Here is a 22,298-nt window from a genome sequence, read left to right as displayed (position 1 = left end):
CCGAAGCCACCAAATCGTAGCTACCGGCTGAACCGACTAGCTACAGCTTAGCTACAGCGGTTCGGGTGCTTAGTACACCACTGGTTGTACTCTTCAACGTAACGCTGGTGCTCAGCGTAAGTGCGGGAGTACTTCGTCTCACCGGAGTCCAGGTCCACAGTCACCCAGTAGTAGTACGGGTTCTTCTCAGGAGCCGCTGCTGCCTTAATCGAAGCCAGCTGCGGGGAACCAATCGGACCCTTCGGAAGACCCTTATTCGCATAAGTGTTGTACTTATTGCTCTTGTCTGCCTTCTGCTCCTCCGTCAGATGGTAGGAGCGGATGCCCAGACCGTAGGTCACGGTTGCGTCCGACTGAATCAGACCGGAGGTCTCACCATCCGGGTTGTTCAGACGGTTCTCGATGATGCCCGCAACCGCCACGTAGTCCTTCGGCTGAGCCTCAAGCTCCACGATGGAGGCGATGGTCAGCACCTCGAAGGTCTTCTGATCGCCGCTCACGCCGGCTTCCTTCAGGTCGGCCTTGGTCTTGTCGACCATGGTCTGAATGACCTTCTTGATGTCGGTGTCCTTCGGGAATCGGTACTCGCCCGGGTGCAGCCAACCCTCAATCGAGGGGAAGTTGCTCGGCACGCCGTACTGCGTGTAGTTCTGCACGGCCTCTTCCACCTGCTTACGGGTGAACGCGCCGTCAGAACCGGAAACGATCAGGTCGATGGTTTCGTTCACACGCTTACCCTGCGGAATCGCCAGGTACAGCACGTTGCTGTTCGCCTCGATAATCGTGTTGATTGCGCTCGAGCTGCTCATGTGCTGCTGAAGCTCGTAGGTGCCCGGCTGCAGGTACTTGCCGTTGCTTTCCTTGCTGTACACCTCGACGAACTTATCGGCGTCGGCAATCACGCCGGCCGCCTCCAGCTCGTTCGCCACCTGCGCGGTGGACTGGCCCGAGCGGATCGTGAAGGTCACGGTCGTGCCGTTACCGCCGCCGGAGTAGTCGCGCGTCTTGAACGGATCGTACCGCGTGATGAAAGCGGCAGAAATAATCACCAGGGCCGCCACGAAGAGCGACATGGCGCTCAGCATGATGGCGCGGCGACGGCGTTTGCGAGCACGCAGAGTCGCTACAGAGACAATCTCGTGCTCCAAGGTAATGCCGGTAATGCCTTTTTCCTCATCGGCTTTCGTCGGCCGAAAAAGGTCCAGACCGCTCTCTTCGGGGTGTTCCTCGGAATGTTTATTCTTTTCGGTCACTGAAGGTTCTCCGTTTCATTGACGGCACCAACCGCAGCCCCTTCTAACTCGTGCGATCGGTTCTCTTCGTGGGCCGGATCGCTCACCTTGTACCCGGCTACGGACTGCCCTGCCTTGAGGGCGTCCAGGCTGTACTGCAAAATGTTCACAGCCGCCACCTGGTCAACCATAGTCTTGAAGTCTCGGCTGGATACCCCAGCCTCGTGCAGTGCACGGTGAGCGCTCACGGTGGTGAGTCGCTCATCCACCAGCCAAATGTTAATGTGTGTTTTCTCTTCGGAATCCAGCTCGGAGCGCAGAGCCTGAGCGTACTCCCGAGCCATCTCAGTGGAGGGAGAATCCCCACCACGCATGGTCTTCGGAAGGCCGACGAACACCTCCACCACCTCGTTCACCTCAATCAGCTTACGCAGGACGCGGCGGTCAGAGTTCTTCTTCGCGTCGCGGCGCAACGTCTTGAGCGGGGTGGCAAGAATGCCGTCGGGGTCGCTGAGGGCGGTGCCGACGCGGGCATTACCCACATCGACACCCATCCGCACTCCGCGCTGGAATTCTGCCATATTTAGGCCTGAGCCTGTGCGATAGCGTCGCGGACAGCGTCCAGTGCAGCACCAATCTTGGATGCGTCCTGGCCACCACCCTGAGCGACGTCGTCCTTACCGCCGCCACCGCCGCCGAGAACACCGGCAGCAACGCGGACCAGAGCGCCAGCCTTTACGCCAGCCTCACGAGCACCCTCGTTGGTTGCCACCAGGACGACGGGGCGGCCATTAGCCACACCCACCACGGCGACAACCGCAGCCTCGGAGCCGAAGCGCGAACGCAGATCCAGAGCCAGCTCACGAACGCCGTTAGCGTCCAGTTCGCCAGCGTCATGTGCCAGAACGCGAACAGCACCAATGGTCTGTGCGTTCTCCAGCAGCTTGCCAGCCTCAGCCTGCAGCTTCTCGCGGCGCAGCTGAGCCAGTTCCTTTTCAGCAGCCTTCAGCTTAGCCAGAGTCTGGTTAATCTTCTCCGGCAGATCAGCGGAAGACTGAACCTTCATCAGGCCGGTCAGCTGGTTCACCAGGGTACGCTCAGCAGCCAGGTGGTTGAAGGAATCCAGACCCACCAGAGCCTCAACACGGCGGTTACCGGAGCCAACAGAGCCCTCGGTCAGCAGGGTCAGCGAACCAATCTCAGCGGACGAACCAACGTGGGTGCCACCGCAGAGCTCACGAGAGAACTCGCCGCCGATTTCAACAACGCGCACCACGTCACCGTACTTCTCACCGAAGAGGCTCATAGCGCCCAGAGCCTTAGCCTCAGCCAGCGGCATCTCACGGGTAATCACCTCGTGGTTGTCGCGGATAGCGAGGTTAGCGACCTCTTCAACCTCACGCTTAGCGGACTCGGACAGACCCTCGCTCCACGCGAAGTCGAAACGCAGGTAGCCTTCCTTGTTGAAGGAGCCACGCTGGGTAGCCTCGTTGCCGAGAACCTGGTGCAGGGCAGCGTGAATGATGTGGGTACCCGAGTGTGCCTTCTCACCGTCGCGGCGACGCTGAACGTCAACCTGTGCCACAACATCGGCACCGGTGTGAACCTCGCCCTCACGCACAACGGCGCGGTGAACGCTCAGACCCTTCACGGGCTGCTGAACGTCCTGAACGTCAATAATGAAGCCGTTGCCGGTAATCATGCCGGTATCAGCTGCCTGGCCACCAGCCTCCGCGTAGAACGGGGTCTCGTCCAGGACAACCTCAATCTTGTCGCCAGCCTTAGCGGCGGGAACAGACACGCCGTCCACCAGGATTGCGCGCAGCTTAGTCTCAGTACGCAGCTCGGTGTAGCCGGTGAAGATGGAGCCGCGCTCGTCCACGAGCTTACGCAGCTCGGACAGGTCAGCAAACGCGCCCTTCTTCGCCTTAGCGTCAGCCTGCGCACGGTGACGCTGCTCAGCCATCAGCTCACGGAAGGACTTCTCATCCACCTTCACGCCAGCCTCAGCGGCCATCTCCAGGGTCAGGTCAATCGGGAAGCCGTAGGTGTCGTGCAGAGCAAACGCCTCAGCACCGGAAACAGAGTTCGAGCCATCCTTCTTAGCGGCTGCAACAGCCTCTTCCAGACGCTCAGTACCGGTCTCAATGGTGTGCAGGAACGCCTTCTCCTCAGCGTACGCAATGCGGGAGATACGCTCGAAGTCGTCAGCAACGTACGGGAACGCACCCTTCATCGCATCACGCGAAGCCGGGAACAGCACGGGCAGGCAGGGCTCAGTCACGCCCAGCAGACGCATCGCACGAATCGCGCGGCGCATCAGGCGGCGCAGAATGTAGCCGCGACCCTCGTTCGAGGGGGTCACGCCATCAGCAATCAGCATGAGCGAAGAACGGATGTGGTCGGCCACCACGCGCATGCGCACGTCGTCCTCGTAGCCCTCGTCCTCGGCGGACTCAGAGCCGTGGTACTTCTTGCCGGAGAGCTTGGACGCTGCATCCAGCACGGGGCGCACCTGGTCGGTCTCGTAGAAGTTCTCGACGCCCTGCAGCAGCATGGCCAGACGCTCAACGCCCAGGCCGGTATCGATGTTCTTCTTCGGCAGGTCGCCCAGAATCTCGAAGTCGTCCTTGCCGATGCCCTCGCCACGCTGGTACTGCATGAACACGAGGTTCCAGATCTCGATGTAGCGGTCGTCGTCAGCCGCCGGGCCGCCTTCCTTACCGTAGGCGGGGCCGCGGTCGTAGAAAATCTCGGAGTCGGGGCCTGCGGGGCCGGGCTGGCCGGTGGACCAGTAGTTTTCCTTCATGCCCATGCGCTGAATACGCTCGGCCGGGAAGCCCACCTTGTTGTGCCAAATGTCGAAGGCCTCGTCGTCACCCTCGTAGATGGTGACCCACAGGCGCTCGGGATCCAGGCCGAAGCCACCCTGATCCTGCGGGGTGGTCAGCAGCTCGTAGGCGAAGGGAATCGCCTGCTCCTTGAAGTAATCGCCAAAGGAGAAGTTACCGGCCATCTGGAAGAAAGTACCGTGACGCGCAGTCTTACCGACCTCTTCAATATCCAGGGTGCGGATGCACTTCTGCACGCTGGTCGCGCGGGAGAACGGAGGGGTCTCACGGCCCAGGAAGTAGGGAATGAACGGCACCATACCGGCGATGGTGAACATAGCGCCGGGCTCGTTCGAAATCAGCGATGCCGAAGGCACCACAGTATGGCCGCGGGAAGCGAAGAAATCGATCCAGCGCTTGGAAATCTCCTGTGAGAGCATCTCGTTCCTTAGAGTAATCTGTGCGAAATTCTAAATTAGTCTACTGACCTATGGTGCCTGTCCGAGAGCAAAATGGCTAATCGAGCCACCCTCGTACCGTGGTTAACGGACAAAAGCACCACCTTTTAAAACCTAGTTGAAGAAGCCGTCGCCGAGCTGACGGTCACGCGCAATACGCTGCTCACGCGCTCGCTTCTGAGCCTCTTCCAAGGAGGCAATCTCAGCCTCCACCTCAATGAGCTCACGCTCCGCCAAACGACGGTTCGTGGACTCAATCTCAGCCGAGCTCATCTGACGATCCCAGGTGTCGAGGGAACCGGGACGCAGGTCCTGCTTCTGGCGCTCCACCTTGGCGTTGAGCTCCATCTCCTTCTCCTGCATACCCTCGCGCACGCGAGCAGCGAACTCGACGGCCTTCAGCGCGTAGGGTTGCAAGGGCTTGCCAATCGGCGAATCGAAGAACTTTCCCATCTGAGACTCCGGGTTGAGGGCCAGCTCGCCGTGCTCACGCTTGAGCAGGGCGCTGCCGGGGGTACGCTGTGCGGGCTCGGAAGAGGAGGCTCGTCGGGAGGCAAGGTAGCCCGCCGCGGCACCGGCACCGAGCAGAAGAACGGAACGGAGCAGACCCATTAGTTCTCACCGCCCGCGGTCGAGGAGGTGCCACCCTGCTGGCCGGACTTGTTGCCGCCGCGGAAAGCCTGGCGCACGCCGTAAGAGAAGGAAGCCACCTTAATCAGCGGCTGGCCCACGGTCGAGGTCACCAGCGAGGACAGGGCCGAAACGTTCGCGGAGGCATCCGAAACGTTCGAGGTGATGTCGTCAACCTTCTCGAGCTGCTCGTTGGTGGTCACCACGGTGCGGGTCACCTCTTCAATGAGCGGCGCGGTGCTCTGGTTGAGCGAACGAATCGTCACGATCAGCTCATCAAACACCTTGGTCAGGCGAATAATGGGAAGGGCCAGCAGTGCCACGAGAATCGCGAAAACTCCCGCCGCAATCAGGCCTGCAATATCTCCGCCAGTCATCTGTACCTCATTTCGCGTAACGCATGGTGCTTGTCAATAGTCGTACTCACCGGCGCGCCGCCGTGGCGCATCGGTCGGACTGCCTACACAGTTCAATCCCTTATTCTAGTCGAAAATTCCTTCTCGCGCCCCTTAAACTCTCATGAAACTCCCAGGATTGAACAATTCACAGGTTCCCCAATGAGCCGAGGCGAAGCCCGCATCCGAGGGGCAGAACCCTAAGTCGGGCCCTTAAACGGGAACAACCCGTCCCCCACCGAAACGGTACGGAACGGGTTGCTTCTCGAAAAATCGAGATTATGCCAGACGCGAGTAGTACTCAACGACCAGCTGCTCGTCGCAGATCACGGGGATCTCTTCGCGCTTGGGCTTACGCTCAAGCTTTGCGTGCAGCTTCTCGATCTCAACGTTCAGGTATGCCGGAACCTCGGGCAGAACTGCCTGGTTCTCGCCAGCAGCCGCAGCCTGGAAGGGAACAGTCTTCTCAGCCTTGGGGTGAACGTGGATCAGCTGGCCGGGCTTGACCTGGAACGAGGGGCGGTCCACGCGAACGCCGTCAACCAGAATGTGACGGTGAACAACCATCTGACGTGCCTGAGCAATGGTGCGGGCGAAACCTGCACGCAGAACCAGGGCGTCGAGGCGGGTCTCGAGCAGCTCGACCAGGTTCTTACCGGTCTGGCCCTCAAGGCGCTTTGCCTCGAGGTATGCGCGGCGCATCTGTGCCTCGCGGATGTTGTACTGAGCGCGCAGACGCTGCTTTTCCTTCAGCTGGGTAGCGTAGTTGGAGTCAGCCTTCTTGCGGGCACGGCCGTGCTGGCCGGGGCCGTAAGGACGACGCTCGAGGTACTTTTCTGCCTTCGGGGTCAGTGCAATGCCCAGGGCACGGGACTGACGCACGGTACGGCGGGTGCGGTTGTGCTTAGCCACAATCTACCTTTCTATGTGAGGCTCCTGCACCCTCACGGGTGGGGCCTCAGTCTGTTTGGATACTGGCCTCCTCGGGTAACCTCGCCGTTGGCCCGCGCGCGACCGATTCGGTCGTTGCTGCGCGGCGGTGAGGCGGAGAGCGCGAGGCAGAGTACCTCGCTGCTACATTACTCATGCTCGCACGGATGCAGGCATAGCAATTGCCAGACCCGTCAAGCTTACCGGATGCGCCCCGGCTTTACCAGCCTTTTGGGGAATCTTTAGTTTAAATTGCCGTTTGTGTGGGTTTTTGACATATACCCACACGAACCCCACGGGGAATATTTGCACCCGTCAGAAGCATTTAGGGGAGCCTTCCCCACAAAATTGCCGGGTGTAGATGTTGGATTGTAATCATTCCGTTATTTTTAACCTGTGAATCTATGGGATTAGCTTGCTTTCGAGCTCTCGCATCGCCTAGACTAGGCGTACAAGCTTGGCGTCCGCCCTTCCGGGATTGGCCGACGGTCAAGACATCTATCACAACTCAAACTCTGATGCGGTGCGCAGTACGACCGAGGTACTGCGCACCGCATTTTGCGTGTGCTCACTGTCTGCTGTCCTATAGACGGGCCGGCGCGGGTGGTTTGCGTGATAAGTCCGCGCGGCTAATGAGCACGGCTAGTCTGCGCGGCAAGCGCGCGCCGCGGCTAGTTCGCGCGGTGAAACGGCATGGCCCCTCCGTGCGGCTAGTTGCCGCCGTCAAGAATCCTGCGGATACGCTCACGACGCTCCGTCAACGTGCGCTCAAAACCATGCTGAGTCGGCTCATAGTAGACCGTGCCGCGCAGGGTATCCGGCAGGTACTGTTGAGCCGCCACATGACCCGGCGCATCATGCGCATAAATGTACCCCTCACCGTGACCAAACTGCTTAGCCCCCGCATAATGACCATCACGCAAATGCACCGGAACCTGACCCGAAGCACCCGCACGCACATCCGCAATCGCGCGGTTAATCGCGTTATAGGCGGCGTTCGACTTCGGCGCGAGCGCACAATAAATCACCGCCTGCGACAGGATGATGCGCGCCTCCGGCATACCCACCAGCGCCACCGACTGCGCCGCAGCCGTCGCAACCTGCAACGCCTGCGGATCAGCCAAACCAATATCCTCACTCGCCAAAATCATGATGCGACGCGCCACGAAACGCGGATCCTCGCCGCCCTCCAGCATGCGCGCCAGGTAGTGCACCGCGGCATCCGCATCAGAGCCACGCATGGACTTGATGAACGCACTCACCACGTCATAATGCTGGTCACCCGAACGGTCGTAGCGGATCGCGGCGCGGTCCACCGCCTCCGTGGCGTGCGCCAGGGTGATGCGCACGGGCGCGGCAGATTCCGGGTCCTTCTCCCCCGCCGGGTCCGCTGAGCCCGCTGAATCCTCGGACGAGTTGGCGGTATCGGGGTCGGCGGGGTCAGTCTCTTCAGAGGTGGGTTCTGCTACATCAGTTTCTGCGGGGCTGGTTTCTGCTGTGGCATTTCCCGCAGCTTCAGCCTCACTAAACGCAATCGCAGCTGCCGCCTCCAGCGAGGTCAGGGAGCGGCGAGCGTCGCCTCCGGAAACCGCCGCGAGGTGGGCGCGCGCATCCGCATCAATGACCGCCGCGCCGCCAAAACCGCGCGGGTCAGCCAGCGCACGGTCAATCAGGTGCTCAATATCGGACTGCTCCAGCGAATGAACCCGCAACAGCAGCGAGCGCGAGAGCAGCGGCGAAATAATGCTGAACGACGGGTTCTCCGTCGTAGCCGCCACCAGAATCACCCAGCGGTTCTCCACACCGGGCAGGAGCGCATCCTGCTGAGCCTTCGTGAAACGGTGAATCTCATCCAGGAACAGCACGGTGGTCGTGCCGTACATATCGCGGTCGAGCAGCGCCTGATCCATGACCGCGCGCACATCCTTCACGCCCGCAGTAATCGCTGAAAGCTCCACGAACTTACGACCCGGCGCGCGTGCAATCACGTGCGCCAGCGTGGTCTTACCCGTACCCGGCGGGCCGTACAGAATCACCGAGGACGGTCCAGCCGGGCCGGCGTTCTCCCCCGCCAACACGCGCAAAGGCGCACCCGGAGTCAGCAGGTGCTCCTGGCCGAGAACCTCATCAATAGTGCGCGGACGCATCCGCACCGCCAGGGGTGCACGAGACGCCGAACGGGCAGAGCGCGCACGCGACGCAGAGGCGCGTGAGGAGGTGGGCTCCTCGGCGGGCGCACCAATCAGGCTCACGCGGTCCCCGTCGTCGGGCAGCTCAAGATCAAAGAGGGAATCAGCCATAGTCTTACTCTATCGTTTTGCAGGCTTGAGGTGGGCGCGGGGTGCGGATTTAGCTCGCGGCGTGACGCCACACAGGTTTTCGATGGGGTTTCGATAGGTTAGTGTCTTCGCCGTGGGTTTTAAACCCCTGGGCAAGGCTATAAACCCAGGAGCAATCCACTAACCTATCGAAAGCGCCGCTTTTAGAGGGTCTCGCTGTCGAGAATCAGGGTCACCGGGCCGTCGTTGACGAGCTCCACCTGCATGTCCGCACCGAACACGCCCGTCTCCACGTACAGGCCACGCTCACGCAACGCCTGAACGTAATCGTTGAACAGCGGCTCACTCACCGGACCCGGCGCAGCGGCAGACCAGGAGGGGCGGCGGCCCTTCTTCGCGTCCCCGTACAGGGTGAACTGGCTGACTGCCAGCACGGGCGCACCCTCATCGAGGAGGGACCTCTCCCCCTCCAGCAGGCGCAGGTTCGCGGTCTTATCGGCAAGCTTCGCAATCTGCGCCGCACCGTCGCCGTGGGTGATGCCAACCAGCACCAGGTAGCCGGGCCGGTCAATCGCGCCGACCGTCTCACCGTTCACGCGCACCGCCGCGCGGGTTACGCGCTGAATAACTACTCGCATCGTTCACCTTTCATTTGGAGCCGGCTCTCGCCGGGCTCGCACATCTCTTTCAATATTCGCGGCGGCTGGTTTAGAGGCAGCCGATTTATAATCAGCCGCCTCAGAGTACGCCGCGCAGCTGCACGGCACGCAAAAACTGGTTCGCCGCCCGTGGGGTACGAAACTCAATAAAACGCTTCTGCAGATGCTGCCCGCGAGCCTCCGCCAGCAGCTCACCGACGTGCGGGTAGCTCCTCCACGTGTACCGAATCATGTTGTCCGGGTCCCGCAGAATATTCCACAGCGGCGGTTCCACGTTATCAGCCCACAGCTTCTGACCCGTCACCGCGCGCCGCACCGTCCGGCGAACCACACGCCACATGACCACCGCGCGGCTATAGCGCAGATAAATCACCACATCCGCACGCTCCAGCAGGCGGCCACGCACCTGCGGATACTGCCACTCCGTAATCCACGCGGGCCGCTCAATAAGCGCCTGAACGTCCGCCTCAAAACTAGGGCGCGGAGTCCAGTCCGGGCCCCAATGCAAAGAATCCATCTCCGTATGCGGAATGTTCAGGAGGCGCCCCAACCGCGCCGCAAACGTCGTCTTGCCGCTACCGCTCGGGCCGGCAATCAGGATGCGCATACTCCCCTCCCCTTCGGCTAGTGCACAAATCGGCACGCACGCCAGTTCATACAAAAGGTGGGCTGCGACCCTGCACCAGCAGAATACACAGCCCACCCTCAACGGCGACCCCGGCAAGGCTCAAGTCTCGAGCCTCACAGCTCGGAGCTCAAAGCTCAAGACTCAATGCCCCACCAGGTTCACGCCGCACACCTCACACCCCAACCGGGGCGCACGACCAAAGACTAGAGAAGATTACTCCTCGTCCTTCTTCTTCGGCTTGAAATCAACGCCAGCTTCCTTACGCTGCTCCGGGGTAATCGGTGCAGGTGCGGCAGTCAGCGGGTCGTAACCGTTACCGGTCTTCGGGAACGCGATAACCTCGCGGATCGAATCAACGCCAGCCAGCAGAGACACAATACGGTCCCAACCGAACGCAATACCACCCATGGGCGGTGCGCCGTACTTGAACGCATCCAGCAGGAAGCCGAACTTCTCCTGAGCCTCTTCCTCACCAATGCCCATCACAGCGAACACGCGTTCCTGCACGTCGCGGCGGTGAATACGGATCGAACCGCCACCAATCTCGTTACCGTTGCAGACAATGTCGTAAGCGTACGCCAGAGCCGAACCCGGGTCGGTGTCGAAGGTGTCCAGGAACTCGGGCTTCGGGGAGGTGAACGCGTGGTGCACGGCGGTCCATGCGGAGTGGCCCAGAGCCACGTCACCGGACTCAGTAGCCTCAGCAGAAGACTCGAACATGGGGGCGTCAACAACCCACACGAAGGACCACTCGCCGTCCTTAATCAGGCCGGTACGGTGACCAATCTCAACACGAGCAGCACCCAGCAACGCGCGGGAAGCCTTAGCCTCACCAGCAGCGAAGAAGATGCAGTCGCCGGGCTTCGCGCCGGTAGCCTCAGCCAGGCCAGCACGCTCAGCGTCGGTAATGTTCTTAGCCACCGGACCGGTCAGCTCGCCGTCCTCCTGAATGAGAACGTAAGCCAGACCCTTAGCGCCGCGCTGCTTAGCCCACTCCTGCCAAGCGTCCAGGGTGCGGCGGGGCTGAGAAGCACCACCGGGCATCACAACGGCGCCCACGTAAGGAGCCTTGAACACGCGGAAAGTGGTGTCCTTGAAGTACTCAGTCAGCTCAGTCAGCTCCAGGCCGAAGCGCAGGTCGGGCTTGTCCGAACCGTACTTCTCCATCGCATCCTTGTAGGTCATGCGCTGAATCGGGCGGGGAACCTTCACGTCAATCAGGTTCCACACAGCCTCAACGATGCGCTCGCCCAGGTCAATGACGTCTTCCTGATCAACGAACGAAGCCTCAATGTCCAGCTGAGTGAACTCGGGCTGGCGGTCGGCGCGGAAATCCTCGTCACGGTAGCAGCGGGCAATCTGGTAGTACTTCTCAATACCGCCCACCTGCAGCAGCTGCTTGAACAGCTGCGGGGACTGCGGCAGAGCGTACCACGAACCCGGAGCCAGACGAGCCGGCACCAGGAAGTCGCGTGCACCCTCGGGGGTGGAACGGGTCAGGGTCGGGGTCTCAACCTCAATGTAGCCGTCCTCAGCCAGCAGGTTGCGTGCTGCACGGTTCGCGTCCGAACGCAGGCGCATGATGCGAGCCGGCTCCGGGCGGCGAAGGTCCAGGTAGCGGTAGCGCAGGCGCGCCTCCTCACCCACCTCAACGTGCTCGTCAATCTGGAAAGGCAGCGGGGCCGCGGTGTTCAGCACCTCAACGGTGGACACCTCAACCTCAATCTCGCCAGTCGCCAGGTTCGGGTTCTCGTTACCCTCCGGGCGCTTAGTCACCAGACCAGTCACGCGCAGCACATACTCGTTGCGCAGGTGCTCAAAATCAGCCTCATTGTGGAAAACACACTGGGTGACACCCTCACGGTCACGCAGGTCAACGAAGGCGACACCACCGTGGTCGCGGCGGCGAGCCACCCAACCGGTCAGGGTAACAGTCTCTCCAATGTTTGCGGCGGTCAGCTCGCCGTTGGTGTGAGTGCGAAGCACAGACATTCCTTTCATAGCGGGCACCTCACGACTATAGACAGTAGCCGGGTACTCGCGGTTGATGATATGCGCACACTGCGTGCGCCTCATATATTGTATCCCCTCCGGGCAGGTCGGGGGTCAGAAAATGAGTTGAGGAGGCGGGGTGCGGATTTGTGCCATGGTTTAGCGTCTTCTGTCGTAGTTAAAAACCATGGCAGAAGACGCTAACCTATGGTCGAAATTTGTAACCTTGGCCTTACCGCAAAAGTAGCCCCCGAAGATGGGTGATGACTTCCCGCTCTTTCTGAAAAATATCAGCCCACGTCAGATGCACAACTCTCCACCCGGCGCGGGCTAGGGCACGGTCACGGGCCGCCTCGTACCGGTCTCTGCCGGGGTGGTCCACGTATTTCTGTTCACCGTCGAACTCGAGAATCACCCGCGCCTCGGGCCAGGCGAAGTCCACTCGGTAGTTACGGCCCTCGCACGAAATCGGGTACTGCGTTACGGGGAGGGGCAGCCTGTGTTCCATGAGTAGGCACCGGGTGAGGCTTTCGCCTGCCGACTCGCTGGATGCATCCACCGCCTGTGCCAGAGCGCGCCCGGAGGAACCGCCGTAGCCGGTAAGATTCAGCAGAATCTCGATTACCTCGTGGGGTTTCAAGAGTCCCCGCCGCATGATGGAGTCAGCGAGGACTACCGCCTCCCGAAAGGGCATGGTGCGAGCGCAATCCTGTAGCGTGCGAGCCACCGTTGTCGCCATGACGGGGGTACCGGGTATTGCGGTCACCGCATTAGGGTCAAAACCTCGCCTATGTCTGCAGATACGCCCTCTATCGGATGGACTAGTCGCGGTACTGTACACATGCACGATTGAAGGCGCATTGAGTACATCAAGACCCCAAAGTGCAGCTGCTGATGAGTGCGAGAAGACCCCTTGGAGACCCATGAGGTGGGCGGCAATGCACCGTACCGCAAGCCGCTCATCCGGAGTGAGCGACTGGGCATCGCGGGTGTAGATATAGGCTCCTCGCTGGATACGTTGTAGGGTTCCTTCCGCTACCATCGCGCGGATATGCCGGGTTCCAATACCTCGTGAGTTGAGGATGCGCGTGGTGAGCACGAGAGGATACAGCTCGGCGGTACGTGTGGTTGGGGCTTGTGCGGCTAGGGTTTGAGGGTTCAGGATATTTGCGGTGTTCATAGACTTTATCCTGGCAGTCTCTGTGAAGTTGTGGGGCATGTTCGTGAAATCTGTGGATAACTTCGCTGTTTTTATGGAAATATCCGCTATCCACAGGTTCAGGTTGTATCCCAAAAATTTTGTGCCATAGGTTAGCGTCTTCTGCCATGGTTTTTAACTACGACAGAAGTCGCTAAACCATGGCACAAATTCGCAGGACCAAAAGATGACGACAAAAAGACCCGCCCGGCAGGGAGGTCAACATCCTCCCCACCAGGCGGGTACACATCCATATGCAGGCTTGCAGTAACCAAATAATCACAGCAGCCAGATATTACAGCGGCCAAACACCGCAGGCATTACAGCCCCTAATACTTACAGGCCCTCAGCACGCACAATCTGAACGTGCAGGTCCTCAGCCGGCGGCATCCACGAATTCGGATCAGCAGCGACCTGCTCGCCCGAACGGATATCCTTCACCTCGTGAACCGGGGCGCCCGACTCATCCGAAGAAATGAACCACACGAACGGAATGCCACGCTTCTCAGCGTACTTAATCTGCTTACCGAACTTCGCCGCGTTCGCCGACACCTCGCAGGCAATACCGCGGGCGCGCAGTGCATCCGCAACATCATTCGCAGCAGACCAGCCCTCATCATTAGTCAGGGCAACGAACACTGCCGAAGGCACCTTACGGCTCGCCTGCGCAAAACCCTGCGACAGGATACGAGCCACCACGCGGGTCACACCAATCGACAGGCCAACACCCGGGTAAGTCTTCTTACCGTTAGAAGCCAGCGACTCGTAGCGGCCACCCGAGCAGATCGAACCCAGCGACTCGTGACCAACCAGAACGGTCTCGTACACGGTGCCGGTGTAGTAGTCCAGGCCGCGAGCAATCGACAGGTCAGCCAGCACCTTACCCGGTGCGCGGCGGGACGCCTCCTCAATGACCTCGGCCAGCTCAGCCAGACCCTGATCCAGCAGCTCGTGCTCCACCGAGTACTTAGCGGCAAGCGCACGTACCTGCTCCACGAAGGATGCATCCTTGGTACGAATCTGAGCCAGCTCCAGGGCGGCAGCGGCAGCATCCGCGCTCGCACCAGCCTCAGCCTGCAGCTCCTCAGCCACACGCTCAGCACCGATCTTCTCCAGCTTGTCAATAGAACGCAGAACAGCCGCAGTATCAGTCAGACCCAGGCCCAGGTAGAAGCCCTCAGCCAGCTTGCGGTTATTCACACGCAACTTGAACTCAGGAATCGGCAGCTTCGACAGCGCATCAACAACAACCAGCGCCAGAGTCACGTCGTAACGGAACGGCAGCTCGCCGTCGCCAACCACGTCAATATCAGCCTGAGTGAACTCGCGGGCACGGCCCTCCTGCGGACGCTCACCACGCCACACCTTCTGAATCTGGTAACGCGAGAACGGGAAATTCAGGTAGCCGGCGTTCTCCACCACGTAACGGGCGAACGGCACGGTCAGGTCAAAGTGCAGCGCCAGCTTTTCCTTAGCCTTCGCGGCCTCGTCCTCCTGCAGGCGAGAAATTGCGTAAACTTCCTTGTCAATCTCACCCTTGCGTAGCAGCTGCTCAATAGTCTCTACCGAACGAGTCTCAATCGGGGAGAAACCGTGCAACTCAAAAGTCTCACGCAAAGTGTCCAGAACATGATTCTCAACCAACCGCTCAGCCGGAAGATACTCGGGAAAACCAGACAGCGAAGCCTTGCGAGCCATACTCGATACTCCTTGACAAAGAACTCGACAACAAAACCCCGGAACACGCCGGGCACATCTACCCATCATACCAACACCCACCCCAGCACAGCACCCACTCCCCCGCCCCACCCGGCGTAAAGCCGCGGCAAACCGTCCGTGTGAAGGTTCGCCCACAACACAACACGACCAGACACTACTCACACACACCCCACAGAGGCTATGCTTAGGAGGTGCACACGCACACCCAAACGGGTGCCCACCACGGGGAACAGCGCAAAGGCGCCCCACCCCCAGCACCCCCGAGTGAAAGAGTTATAGCGGTGACTACCAAACCCGACGACACTGTAAACCTCGAAAAGGCACGCCAGTACGGCCGCGTCTCCGAGGACGGCCACGTCTTCGTCATTGTCGACGGCGAAGAATACGCAGTAGGCCAGCTGCCCGGCGCCTCCGAAGAAGAAGCGCTCAGCTACTTCGCCCGCAAGTTTGAAAACGTCGAGGCGCAGGTTGCCCTGCTCGAATCCCGCCTCGCCAACAACGCCCCCGCCGCAGACCTGCAGAAGGGCATCACCTCCATCGGTGCACAGATCGGTGTGCGCAACATGGTCGGTGACTACTCCGGCCTGCAGAAGCGCCTCATCTCCCTCGCAGAGCAGATCGCTGAACTCGGCGAGAAGCAGCAGCAGGCACGCACCGAAAACCGTGAACGCGCTCTCGCCGCCCGTGAAGAGATCGTTGCCGAAGCCGAGCAGATTGCCGGCCAGGACCCCGACCAGATTCACTGGAAGAACTCCCACTCCCGCATGAACGAACTGTTCGAGGCGTGGAAGAAGGCTCAGCGCGAAATTCACCTGGCAAAGAGCGTAGAGGACGAGCTGTGGAAGCGTTTCCGCGCGGCCCGCACCACTTTTGACCGCAACCGCCGCGCGCACTTCTCGCAGCTGGACGACCGCAACGCACGCATCAAGCGCGCCAAGGAAGAGCTGATTGCACGCGCGGAAGAGCTGTCGACTTCGACTGACTGGTCTGAGACTTCCCGCGCATACGGCGACCTGATGCGCGCCTGGAAGCAGGTACCCCGCGGCCACCGTCGCGAGGACGACAAGCTGTGGGCACGCTTCCGCGCGGCACAGGACGTGTTCTTCAACGCCCGCAACGAAGCCGAAGCAGCGCAGGACGCAGTCTACGCCGAAAACCTCAAGGTCAAGGAAGCACTGCTCGAAGAAGCACGCGCACTCCTGCCCGTCGAGGACATTGAGGGCGCGAAGGCAGCCTTCGAGAAGATCCTGGACCGCTGGGATGCGGCAGGCCGCGTACCCCGCAACGACCTGCGCCGCATCGACGGCGAGTTGCGCCGCATTCAGGACGAAATCAACGGCGCCGAAGAGGCAAAGTGGAAGCGCAACGACCCCGCCAAGGCGGCACGCGCGAACTCCCTGCTCGCACAGATCGAGGATTCCCTCGCCGAGCTGGAGGCGGAGCTCGTAGCAGCTGAGAAGGGCGGCGACTCCAAGAAGATTGCCAAGGCTAAGGAAGCTCTGGAGGCGCGCCGCGCCTGGGCAGCAACCCTGCAGGGCTTCGGCAACTAAGGTCTAGCCGACAGCCTAAAAACGGTCTAAATAACGCCGAGAAGCCACATGTGTTTCGAAAAGCCACCATTATCGTGGCTTCTCGAAACACATGTGGCTTCTGCATGTCTGCGGGGGTTATATTCGCGCCCGCGGTGGCACAGATTCCACGACCGGTCAACAGATTGCTTGATAGGTTAACATCTTGGCTACGAGCTAAAACCTCTCCTAAGTCAATACATTATGACTGAAGTTATAACTCATGAACCAATTTTCTACATAGATTGGCGTCTGCATTTATTTCATAGAACCTATAATCACATTTAATCACTACAATCCAAGTGTAGCAAAACACCTTTTCACTTAATACGGCAGCACACCCCTGAGGTTAAATACTATCTAGTGAGTGCTATTCCATATAAGAAGTTCAGAAAAAGAGCAGTTGCGGTGACGAGTAAGTACATGCAAAAAACTCGAATACTAGATTTGATGATTATCTTTTGAGTATTTTTATGGTTCCCCTCTTCAGCGTCATCTACCATATATTTTACAAAATCGAGATATACCAGATATGAGCTCGCTCCGAGAATGGCACCAACCACCGGAATCGCTGTTGTAAGAACCCCAAAGGGTTCTCCTTGAATCAAGGCAATCGTGAAGCCAATAAACAACCCGATAGTCGTTCCCCTACCAGCATAATCAATAAATTCACGTATTAACGGAGTGAAGTACCCGACCTGCCACCTCGCTTTTATCCAGGAGCACTTCTCTAAGAAGCCCATTCCTTTAATAAGGTGCAGAGCGTCATCAATGCTAATCTCACTGGCATTTTCCCAAACTTCAATTGTAGAATAGAATTCTTTCAGAGATACATAAACCTCCTGGAATGAATCATTTTTGGGAGATAAGTTAGTCATTTTCTTCAGCTGATTCAGTGAATTCATGCATCGATTCCGAGCAGTAGCACTTGAGTTATCTTCAGCTTTTTAATGAAATACTGAACCTTATCAATAAAGTCATTTTCTAAATCTTTCCTGGGAAACAGATTAAATGGGTGACGTAATTGATAAGCGAAATTCTTAAGTTCCTTCTTTCCAAATCGCTTCCAGTATTCAGTCCTAGTTTCCTTACCTATCCCAAAATAACTCAGAACATTTAAAATGATCTCTCGCCTTGCAGCAGAGTACCAGTAATATCCAGTTGCTTCAAGGACAATATCAAAAATAGTCCAGGCAATTGATAAAACCAGGCAAAGAGCTGTAACTGCTACGACCGTACCAAAACTATACAAAATTATTCCCTTCTTTTGAAATTGTAAGAGTACGAAAAACTGCCAATGCTACTACGTACTCTATAACCAAAGGTACGGGGCACCCCTGACAAGATAAGGGGCTACACCTGCAGAATTTGTGCCATGGTTTAGTGTCTTTGACCATAGTTTTTAACTACGACCAAAGACACTAACCTATGGCACAAATCCGTAACCCATGACCGAAAATCGGGGCTGTGCAGAGGGGACTACCCGGCGGCGCGAACTCTTTCAGTATACGGGTTCCCCCGACCCCGTACTCGCCGGTTCGTCATCGCTGAGCCATTGGCTGCTTCGATAGGTTAGTGTCTTCACTGCGGGTTAAAGACCCACGGCGAAGACACTAACCTATCGAAAGTTCCCCCGCCCCTCCCCCCTAAACAGCGAGAAGCCACATGTGTTGAACACAAGTGGCTTCTGAACATAAAGACCAGAAAATAGAAATCCGGCCCGTCTACTCCATCAAGAGTAGCGGGCCGAACGGTTAACTCCAGAGTACAAAAACCAGCACCCCAAAATCAACACACGAAGGATATTTCTAAAGAGCCTACGCTTCCGAGGGCTTCGCACCCGTCAGGCGGTACGCCTTGTACACGCCCGTCACGTTACGGACCACGTTCAGCACGTGCTCCAGCATGAAGCGGTCACCCAGTTCCAGGGCGAAGCGGTCCACCACGGTACGATCCTCCGAGGTGTGCACGCGCGCATCCAGGATGTTCACACCCGACTCAGAAATCGCACGAATCAGGTCGCTCAGCAGGCCCTTACGGTCCAAAGCCTCCACCTGAATCTGCACACGGTACGTAGCGGACGGCGAAGACGCCCACTCGACCGTGGTCACGCGCGGCTCCTCGTCAGCGTTACGCATGTTCGGGCAGTCGCGGCGGTGCACCGAAATACCGTTGTAACGGGTCACAATGCCGATAATGTCATCCGGCGGGACCGGGGTGCAGCAACGCGCAATCTTCGTCAGCACGCCCTCAGCACCCGGCACGACCACGCCGTTATCGCCAATCGCCTTGCGGGTCGACTTCAGCAGCGTCTCGTCAAAGTCGCTGACCTCAACCTCGGGTGCCGGCTCGTCGCCGCGGTGCACCTCAACGAGGGTGTCAATGACCAGCTTCGGCGAGATTTCGTGCTCACCAATCGCACGGTACAGCGACGCCACATCGTTCTTATGCAGCAGCTGAGCCACCTGAGTCATAATCTCCGGGCTCATCATCTTCTGCAGCGGCAACTCGCTATTGCGCATGCTCTTGGTGAGCATCTCGCGGCCGGCGAGCAGCGCCTCCATGCGGCGTTCCTTAGCGAAGTACTGACGAATCTTCGTGCGAGCGCGCGAGGAACGAACGAACTTCAGCCAGTCCTCGCTGGGGCCGGCGTCTTCGTTCTTCGTGGTCATAATCTCCACGGTCGCGCCGGTGGGCAGGACCGTGTGCAGCGGCACGAGGCGGCCGTTGACCTTCGCACCCACGGTGCGGTCACCGACCTCACTGTGGATGGCGTAGGCGAAGTCCACGGGGGTGGATCCGTTCGGCAGGGCGATTGCCTCGCCGTTGGGGGTGAGCACCACGATTTCGTCGGTGTCGAGGGTTTCAGCGAGGGACTCGTAGAACTTCTCGGACTCCGGGTTGGAGTTCGAAATCTCGGCAATGGACTGCAGGATTCCGACGTTCATCATCGCCGAGGTCTGGGTGCTCGGCTCCTGCGGGTCCTTCGCGGGCGCACCTGCGCGAGGCGCAACCTTCTCGCCGCGCGATGCCGCCTTGTAACGCCAGTGCGCCGCCACGCCGTACTCAGCCTCTTCGTGCATCTTGTACGTGCGGATTTGAATCTCAAGCGGCAGGTTACCCGGACCGTACACGGTCAGGTGCAGCGACTGGTAGTTGTTGTTCTTCGGGTTCTTAATGTAGTCCTTGAAGCGGCCGGTCATCGACGGCCACAGGGACAGCACGTGGCCGAGCACGGTGTAGCACTCCGCCTCTTCCTCGACCATGATGCGCACCGCGAGGATGTCGTTAATCTCGTCGAAGCTGCGGCCCTTCGTCTTCATCTTCTGATGAATCGAGTAGTAGTGCTTGGGGCGGCCGGTCACGGTCGCCTCAATGCCGACCTGTGACAGGCGCTCCGTAATCTTGGTGCGCGCCTCGTTCAGGAACTTTTCGAGCGCGGGGGTGCGTTCGCCAACCATGCGCACCATTTCGGCGTAAATTTCCGGGCTCATGGCGGCGAAGGACAGGTCCTCCAGCTCCCACTTAATCGTGTTCAAGCCCAGGCGGTGCGCGAGCGGCGCGTAAATCTTCAGGGTCTCTTCCGCCTTCTTCGCGGCAGAAGCCTGCGGCACAAAGCGCCAGGTGCGCGCGTTGTGCAGGCGGTCGGCAAGCTTAATGAGCAGCACACGAATGTCCTTGCTCATGGACAGCACGAGCTTACGGATCGTCTCGATGGAGGCGTTCTCGCCGTACGTCATCTTGTCCAGCTTGGTCACACCATCGACCAGGTAGGCGACCTCCTCACCGAACTCTTCGGTGAGCTGCTCCATCGTGTAGTCGGTGTCTTCCACCGTGTCATGCAGCAGGCCGGCGGCGAGCACGGGGCCGGTCGCGCCCATCTCCGCAAGAATCGCGGTCACCGCGACCGGGTGGGTGATGTACGGGTCGCCGCTCTTACGCTTCTGACCCTCGTGGCAGCGGTTCGCCACCTCGTAGGCGCGCTGCAGCACCTGAATGTCCTCATCCGGGTGGTAGCGGCGCACGGCACGTACGACCGGGGCAATCATCGGGGAGAAACGGATGGTGCCGCCGTGCGAATCGGACGCCTCCATCTTGCTGCTGCGGCTACCGAAAACCAGGCGGTTCGGCACACGTCCGCCAGCAGCCATGACGCGGTGCGAGCCGCGCTTCCTCTTCGCATCAGACGAATCAGTTTCAGGCAGAGGAATCGGGCCGGCGGGTCGAACCGCAGGCTTCTCGGCGGTCCCTGCGGGGTTCTCAGCGTTAGCGTTCACGGCAGGTTCTGCACTCATTCCAGGCTCCTTCGGGCTCGAGATAATCAGCCGCACACTCAGGTTCCTCATCATTGAGGGCTATACCGGCCAAACCAGCCATCAGCAGGCTCAAACGCGAGCGCACAGTATCTTCACTTCTTATCCTACCCAGCGGCCTGGAACGCGCCAAACTATGCGACATTTTAACACGCCTTAACACGCCAGAGCGCGTTGTGTGAGAAATATTTGGGCACGCTAAAGGGGAGCCAACACCTCTCGGTATCGACTCCCCTATCGTTAGCGGCGCCAGTAGCGCTGGCGGAACGCTGGCTAGCCGTTCAGGTTCACGCGGTGAATCTCAATGGTTGCGCGTGCCAGCTTCTTAGCGGGCTTCTCGGTTGCCTTCTCGTCCTCGGCAGAATCCTTGGACTCCTCAGCAGACTTCGCGGACTTCTCAGCCTTAGCAGCTTCAGCGGACTCCTCCGAACCCTCAGCATCCTCAGCCTCGTCAGCATCCTCAGCGTCCTTGAAGTTGCCGCTCTCCACCTTCGCGGTGTGCTCACGAATATGAGCCTCACCCAAACGCAGCGAAGCATACAGCGGCGCAGACACGAACAGCGTACCGAACATGCCCACCAGAATACCCACAAACAGCGACAGCGACAGGTCCTGCAGAGTACCCGCACCCAGGATGAACGCACCAATGAACAGGATCGCGCCCACCGGCAGAACACCCACAATAGCGGTGTTAATCGAACGGACCAGGGTCTGGTTCACCGCCAGGTTAATCTGCTCGGCAAAGGTCGTGTCGCGGCGCTCAAGCACGCCGTCCGTGTTCTCACGAATCTTATCGAACACCACCACCGAGTCGTACAGCGAGTAGCTCAGAATCGTCAAGAAACCAATAATTGCACTCGGAGTAATCTCGAAGCCGAACGCGGCGTACAGGCCAACCGTCACCACCACGGTGAAGAACAGGCCCGCAATAGACGCCAGCGACATCTTCCAGGTACGGAAGTAGAACGCCATACCAATCAGCGCCAGCACCACAAACGCGACCAGACCCCAGAACGCCTGACGGGTCACATCCGCACCCCAGGTCGGGCCCACGAACGAGGAGGTCACGTCATTCTCAGAGACGCCGTACGCCTCCTGCAGAGCCGCCTTTACCTGCAGAGTCTCATCATCGCTGAGCTTGCTCATCTGGGCACGAATCGTACCCGGCGCAATATTAGTCACGCGAACATCGGAGGCGTCCTTCGCCTTCTCGTGAATAACGCGCTCACCCGTAGCGGTATCAACGTGCGCGGTCTTCGAGACCACGAACTCCGAACCGCCACGGAAATCAATACCCAGGTTGAAGCCGCCGCTCACCGACGGAATCAGAACCGACACCGCCATCAGCACAGCCGCCAACAGCAGCCACAGGCGGCGCTTACCCACGAAGGGGTACGAGCGGGCACCCGAATGCAGGTCATTACCGAAGCGGGCAAAAGCATTAGGTTTCACATCGGTAGCCATGC

General features: G+C 59.3%; 17 protein-coding genes. 1 reads left to right on the top strand and 16 read right to left on the bottom strand.

The genetic code is table 11. From position 1 onward, the window contains the following. Positions 1–47: 47 nt before the first annotated feature. The 12 genes from mltG to hisS all read right to left on the bottom strand — a co-directional run bounded on the left by mltG (position 48) and on the right by hisS (position 14,930). Entirely contained in the window at positions 48–1,253 is a 1,206-nt protein-coding gene (gene mltG, locus RWZ58_RS03600; protein WP_314657473.1) for an endolytic transglycosylase MltG, read from the bottom strand. Continuing rightward, positions 1,250–1,813, bottom strand: coding sequence for a Holliday junction resolvase RuvX (gene ruvX / locus RWZ58_RS03595; RefSeq protein WP_314657471.1), 564 nt, complete (start codon positions 1,811–1,813; stop codon positions 1,250–1,252). Before ruvX ends, mltG begins: the two co-directional genes overlap by 4 nt. Positions 1,814–1,815: 2 nt before the next feature. Continuing rightward, positions 1,816–4,503, bottom strand: coding sequence for an alanine--tRNA ligase (gene alaS / locus RWZ58_RS03590; RefSeq protein WP_314657469.1), 2,688 nt, complete (start codon positions 4,501–4,503; stop codon positions 1,816–1,818). A gap of 132 nt (positions 4,504–4,635) precedes the next feature. After that, positions 4,636–5,133, bottom strand: a complete 498-nt coding sequence (locus tag RWZ58_RS03585; protein ID WP_314657467.1) for a peptide chain release factor 4 — start codon at positions 5,131–5,133, stop codon at positions 4,636–4,638. After that, positions 5,133–5,528, bottom strand: a complete 396-nt coding sequence (locus tag RWZ58_RS03580; protein WP_298605513.1) for a DUF948 domain-containing protein — start codon at positions 5,526–5,528, stop codon at positions 5,133–5,135. Before RWZ58_RS03580 ends, RWZ58_RS03585 begins: the two co-directional genes overlap by 1 nt. Before the next feature lie 297 nt (positions 5,529–5,825). Beyond that, entirely contained in the window at positions 5,826–6,458 is a 633-nt protein-coding gene (gene rpsD, locus RWZ58_RS03575) for a 30S ribosomal protein S4 (RefSeq protein ID WP_314657466.1), read from the bottom strand. 728 nt (positions 6,459–7,186) lie between these two features. Beyond that, positions 7,187–8,776 carry a replication-associated recombination protein A gene (locus tag RWZ58_RS03570; RefSeq protein ID WP_314657464.1) on the bottom strand — a complete coding sequence of 530 codons (1,590 nt, stop codon included), beginning with the start codon at positions 8,774–8,776 and terminating at the stop codon, positions 7,187–7,189. 182 nt (positions 8,777–8,958) lie between these two features. Further along, positions 8,959–9,393, bottom strand: coding sequence for a D-aminoacyl-tRNA deacylase (dtd, locus tag RWZ58_RS03565; protein WP_314657462.1), 435 nt, complete (start codon positions 9,391–9,393; stop codon positions 8,959–8,961). Positions 9,394–9,493: 100 nt separating this feature from the next. Continuing rightward, positions 9,494–10,021, bottom strand: a complete 528-nt coding sequence (locus tag RWZ58_RS03560) for an adenylate kinase (protein WP_296546069.1) — start codon at positions 10,019–10,021, stop codon at positions 9,494–9,496. 234 nt (positions 10,022–10,255) lie between these two features. Next, entirely contained in the window at positions 10,256–12,028 is a 1,773-nt protein-coding gene (aspS, locus tag RWZ58_RS03555) for an aspartate--tRNA ligase (protein ID WP_314657459.1), read from the bottom strand. A 238-nt stretch (positions 12,029–12,266) separates the two neighbouring features. After that, the gene (locus tag RWZ58_RS03550; protein ID WP_314657456.1) at positions 12,267–12,674 is read right to left on the bottom strand and encodes a DUF559 domain-containing protein; all 408 of its coding nucleotides are present in this window, start codon (positions 12,672–12,674) and stop codon (positions 12,267–12,269) included. 894 nt (positions 12,675–13,568) lie between these two features. Continuing rightward, on the bottom strand, positions 13,569–14,930 hold the full coding sequence (hisS, locus tag RWZ58_RS03545) for a histidine--tRNA ligase (protein WP_314657454.1): 1,362 nt from the start codon (positions 14,928–14,930) through the stop codon (positions 13,569–13,571). A gap of 302 nt (positions 14,931–15,232) precedes the next feature. Here hisS and RWZ58_RS03540 point away from each other — a divergent pair, with 302 nt between their 5' ends. Next, the gene (locus RWZ58_RS03540) at positions 15,233–16,501 is read left to right on the top strand and encodes a DUF349 domain-containing protein (protein WP_314657452.1); all 1,269 of its coding nucleotides are present in this window, start codon (positions 15,233–15,235) and stop codon (positions 16,499–16,501) included. 374 nt (positions 16,502–16,875) lie between these two features. On the opposite strand, the gene RWZ58_RS03535 is transcribed toward RWZ58_RS03540, so the two are convergent. The 4 genes from RWZ58_RS03535 to secF all read right to left on the bottom strand — a co-directional run bounded on the left by RWZ58_RS03535 (position 16,876) and on the right by secF (position 22,296). Then, on the bottom strand, positions 16,876–17,424 hold the full coding sequence (locus RWZ58_RS03535) for a hypothetical protein (RefSeq protein ID WP_314657450.1): 549 nt from the start codon (positions 17,422–17,424) through the stop codon (positions 16,876–16,878). Next, complete coding sequence (locus RWZ58_RS03530) at positions 17,421–17,771, bottom strand: hypothetical protein (protein ID WP_314657448.1); 351 nt, start codon at positions 17,769–17,771, stop codon at positions 17,421–17,423. Before RWZ58_RS03530 ends, RWZ58_RS03535 begins: the two co-directional genes overlap by 4 nt. 565 nt (positions 17,772–18,336) lie before the next feature. Then, positions 18,337–20,814, bottom strand: coding sequence for a bifunctional (p)ppGpp synthetase/guanosine-3',5'-bis(diphosphate) 3'-pyrophosphohydrolase (locus RWZ58_RS03525; RefSeq protein ID WP_314657446.1), 2,478 nt, complete (start codon positions 20,812–20,814; stop codon positions 18,337–18,339). Between the two features lie 291 nt (positions 20,815–21,105). Beyond that, the gene (gene secF, locus RWZ58_RS03520; RefSeq protein WP_314657444.1) at positions 21,106–22,296 is read right to left on the bottom strand and encodes a protein translocase subunit SecF; all 1,191 of its coding nucleotides are present in this window, start codon (positions 22,294–22,296) and stop codon (positions 21,106–21,108) included. Between the last annotated feature and the right edge of the window lie 2 nt (positions 22,297–22,298).

Source organism: uncultured Rothia sp. (assembly GCF_963544205.1).
Classification (GTDB): Bacteria; Actinomycetota; Actinomycetes; order Actinomycetales; family Micrococcaceae; genus Rothia.
The sequence above is the reverse complement of the archived record's forward strand: the minus strand, read 5'-3'. Positions and strand labels throughout refer to the sequence as shown.

Coding starts and splice junctions, on each gene's coding strand:
- RWZ58_RS03535 (WP_314657450.1), bottom strand. CDS start 17,424: ATGAATTCACTGAATCAGCTGAAGAAAATGACTAACTTATCTCCCAAA.
- hisS (WP_314657454.1), bottom strand. CDS start 14,930: ATGGCTCGCAAGGCTTCGCTGTCTGGTTTTCCCGAGTATCTTCCGGCT.
- RWZ58_RS03570 (WP_314657464.1), bottom strand. CDS start 8,776: ATGGCTGATTCCCTCTTTGATCTTGAGCTGCCCGACGACGGGGACCGC.
- dtd (WP_314657462.1), bottom strand. CDS start 9,393: ATGCGAGTAGTTATTCAGCGCGTAACCCGCGCGGCGGTGCGCGTGAAC.
- alaS (WP_314657469.1), bottom strand. CDS start 4,503: ATGCTCTCACAGGAGATTTCCAAGCGCTGGATCGATTTCTTCGCTTCC.
- RWZ58_RS03580 (WP_298605513.1), bottom strand. CDS start 5,528: ATGACTGGCGGAGATATTGCAGGCCTGATTGCGGCGGGAGTTTTCGCG.
- secF (WP_314657444.1), bottom strand. CDS start 22,296: ATGGCTACCGATGTGAAACCTAATGCTTTTGCCCGCTTCGGTAATGAC.
- RWZ58_RS03560 (WP_296546069.1), bottom strand. CDS start 10,021: ATGCGCATCCTGATTGCCGGCCCGAGCGGTAGCGGCAAGACGACGTTT.
- RWZ58_RS03525 (WP_314657446.1), bottom strand. CDS start 20,814: ATGAGTGCAGAACCTGCCGTGAACGCTAACGCTGAGAACCCCGCAGGG.
- RWZ58_RS03585 (WP_314657467.1), bottom strand. CDS start 5,133: ATGGGTCTGCTCCGTTCCGTTCTTCTGCTCGGTGCCGGTGCCGCGGCG.
- ruvX (WP_314657471.1), bottom strand. CDS start 1,813: ATGGCAGAATTCCAGCGCGGAGTGCGGATGGGTGTCGATGTGGGTAAT.